Origin of the sequence: Rhodococcus sp. EPR-157 (assembly GCF_001647195.1) — a bacterium.
Taxonomy (GTDB): Bacteria; Actinomycetota; Actinomycetes; order Mycobacteriales; family Mycobacteriaceae; genus Rhodococcoides.
This window is the reverse complement of record NZ_LVCV01000640.1, coordinates 1-2,857: the sequence shown is the minus strand read 5'-3', so window position 1 is coordinate 2,857 and position 2,857 is coordinate 1. Positions and strand designations below refer to the sequence as shown.

At 62.1% G+C, this 2,857-nt stretch carries 3 protein-coding genes; 1 reads left to right on the top strand and 2 read right to left on the bottom strand.

Going from position 1 to position 2,857, the window contains the following annotated elements; translation table 11 throughout:
* Both glpK and A2J03_RS27215 read right to left on the bottom strand, forming a co-directional pair.
* A partial coding sequence (gene glpK, locus A2J03_RS27220) for a glycerol kinase GlpK (RefSeq protein ID WP_068380601.1) occupies window positions 1–1,322 on the bottom strand: 1,322 nt, incomplete at its 3' end.
* A complete protein-coding gene (locus tag A2J03_RS27215) occupies window positions 1,319–2,179 on the bottom strand; it encodes an MIP/aquaporin family protein (protein WP_068380599.1) in 861 nt (286 codons plus the stop codon). The genes glpK and A2J03_RS27215, both read right to left, overlap by 4 nt.
* A 123-nt stretch (window positions 2,180–2,302) precedes the next feature.
* On the opposite strand from A2J03_RS27215, the gene A2J03_RS27210 reads away from it, so the two are divergent.
* The coding region (locus tag A2J03_RS27210; protein WP_269455252.1) for a sugar-binding domain-containing protein at window positions 2,303–2,857 on the top strand (555 nt) is incomplete at its 3' end.

Here is a 2,857-nt window from a genome sequence, read left to right as displayed (position 1 = left end):
GCGACCACGGGCCGCACCACGTCGACGCCCAGTATGTCCGCCTGGAACTGCATCAACAGCTCGTTGACGACCATGCCGCCGTCGACCTTGAGCACCTCCAGATCGACACCGGAGTCCGCGTTCATGGCCTCGATGACCTCACGCGTCTGATATGCAGTGGCCTCGAGAACCGCCCGTGCGAGATGGCCCTTGTTGACGAAACGCGTCAACCCCACGATTGCACCGCGCGCGTCTGCCCGCCAGTGCGGTGCGAACAGCCCGGAGAACGCGGGAACGAAGTAGGCGCCGCCGTTGTCCTCCACCGAGCGGGCATCGGTTTCGATGTCTGCCGCGTCGGAGATCATGCCTAGATTGTCTCGAAGCCACTGCACCAACGAGCCGGTGACGGCAATGGAACCTTCGAGCGCGTAAACCGTCGGTTGGTCGCCGATCTTGTAGCACACCGTTGTCAGAAGACCGTTCTTGCTCATCACCTTTTCGGTCCCGGTGTTGAGGAGCACGAAATTGCCTGTGCCGTAAGTGTTCTTGGCCTCACCCGGAGACAGGCACGCCTGACCGAAGGTTGCTGCCTGCTGATCACCCAGGATGCCTGCGATGGGCACACCACGGAACGGTCCGCGTTCTCGGCCGGTGCCGTACACCTCGGAGCTGGACTTGATCTCGGGCAGCATGGAGAGCGGGATACCCATGTCGGCGCAGATGGCTTCGTCCCACTGCAGGCTGTCCAGATCCATCAGAAGCGTACGAGAGGCATTGGTCGGGTCGGTGTAGTGCAGACCCCCGTCCGTGCCGCCCGTCATGTTCCATAGGACCCAGGTGTCCATGTTGCCGAAGCACAGTTCGCCCGCTTCGGCCTTCGCACGTGCACCGTCGACGTTGTCGAGGATCCACTTCACCTTCGGTCCGGAGAAGTAGGTGGCCAAGGGTAGTCCTGTTGTTGCGGTGTATTTGTTGGCGTCACCGTCCCCGAGCGCCGTCACGATGCGGTCGGTGCGGGTGTCCTGCCAGACGATGGCGTTGTAGATCGGCTTGCCACTCGCGCGATCCCAGACCAACGTCGTCTCGCGCTGGTTCGTGATACCCACTGCGGCAATATCCTTGCCCGTCAGGTCGGCTGCGGCCATGGCACCTGCTGCCACGGCCCGGACGTTGTCCCAGATCTCCGCTGCGTCGTGCTCGACCCATCCTGCCTGCGGAAAAATCTGTCGGTGCTCTTTCTGATCGGAGGCGATCACGGTGCCCGCGTGATCGAAGATCATGCACCGTGAGGACGTCGTTCCTTGGTCGATCGCAGCGACGTACTGACGTGTCGAGTCGGTCATGACTTCTCTCCTGATGTCTGGGTTGTCACTAGTTCCGGCAGCCGTGACGGCGCCTCGGGCGCCGAACCTTCTTGCTTCCGCAGGCTCTTGCCGATGAGCAGGTCGTACAAGAACACTCCTATAGGTCCGCCTACGAGGGGCCCGACGATCGGGACCCAGAAGTACAGGCCTCCGTACTGATCGCGCCACGCTCCACCGTATCCGGTGAAGAACGACGCCAGGCGAGGTCCGAAATCTCGGGCGGGATTGATCGCGTATCCCGCATTGGTCGCCCAGGCGAAACCGATACCGACGACGATGAGGCCGACGATGAACGGCGCCAAGTTGGCCATCGGAGCGGTACCGAGCGAATCCGTCACCGCCACAATCAAGAACAGCAGAATCGCGGTGCCGATGATCTGGTCGATCAGCGCCGAGCTCACACTGACCGGCAGCGTTCCGTTGCCCGGCAACGTCGAGAAGATCGTCTGCGTCGCGGTGGTGTGGCCGGGATCGATCGCGTTGATCATGTCGTCGTAGTTCCACCGTACGAGCAGGGCACCGACGAATGCGCCTGCTGTCTGCGCCAGAACGTAGGGCGCGACTCTCCGCCACTCGAACCCACGAAAGAGCGCGAATGCAAAAGTCACAGCGGGATTCAAGTGCGCGCCGGTGATTCGGCCCGCGACGTAGATGCCGAACATCACTCCCAGGCCCCACGCCCAGGCAATGGAATCGTGGCCGCCGAGGCTGCCGTCGGCACCGCCCGAGACAACCTGTGCCACGACACCTGCGCCGAACAGGATCAAGATCATCGTGCCGGCGAATTCGGCAGCCATCTGAGCCGGCAAACTCCACTCCGCGTCCTTACGCGTCATCTTCGAGCCTCCAAAAGCTAAGTGATGCACGCCACATTGCGTGCGGTCCCCACGGTAGGTGGTGTGCACTACGTTTCAAAACCCGTGCACATATGTGCAAAGACGCGCCCTACACTGCAATGTGTGCCCGACGGAAGACCTCTCCCAGAATCCGATCTGCGAATCGGCCAAGCCACGCAGGCCGCGCGGTTGTACTACTTCCAGGACCTGACGATGGCGGCCATCGGTCGCGAGCTGGGCGTATCTCGTTCGACAGTCTCACGACTGATCACGTTCGCGCGGGCGTCGGGACTCGTGGAAATCAAAGTCTCGACGCCGCTCGGGCAGGCGCCGCGTATCGAACAAGCATTCGCCGATCGCTACGACATTCGTGCACACGTAGTCCCCGTATCGGAAATCGTCGACGACTTGCAACGTCTGGATCGCGTCGCGACGTTCGCGGGCCGGTTGCTGACGTCGTATTTCGAGTCGGACATGGTGATGGGAGTCGCGTGGGGAACCACCGTCAGTGCGGTCAGCCGCAAGCTCGCTCCCAAACGCACCCACAACTCCCACGTCGTACAACTCAACGGCGCAGCCAATACCCGCACGACGGGGGTGTCCTATGCAAGCGACATCATCAAGAACTTCGCCGATGCGTACGGCGCTGTGGCGCAGGGATTTCCGGTCCCGGCATTC

Coding starts and splice junctions, on each gene's coding strand:
- A2J03_RS27215 (WP_068380599.1), bottom strand. CDS start 2,179: ATGACGCGTAAGGACGCGGAGTGGAGTTTGCCGGCTCAGATGGCTGCC.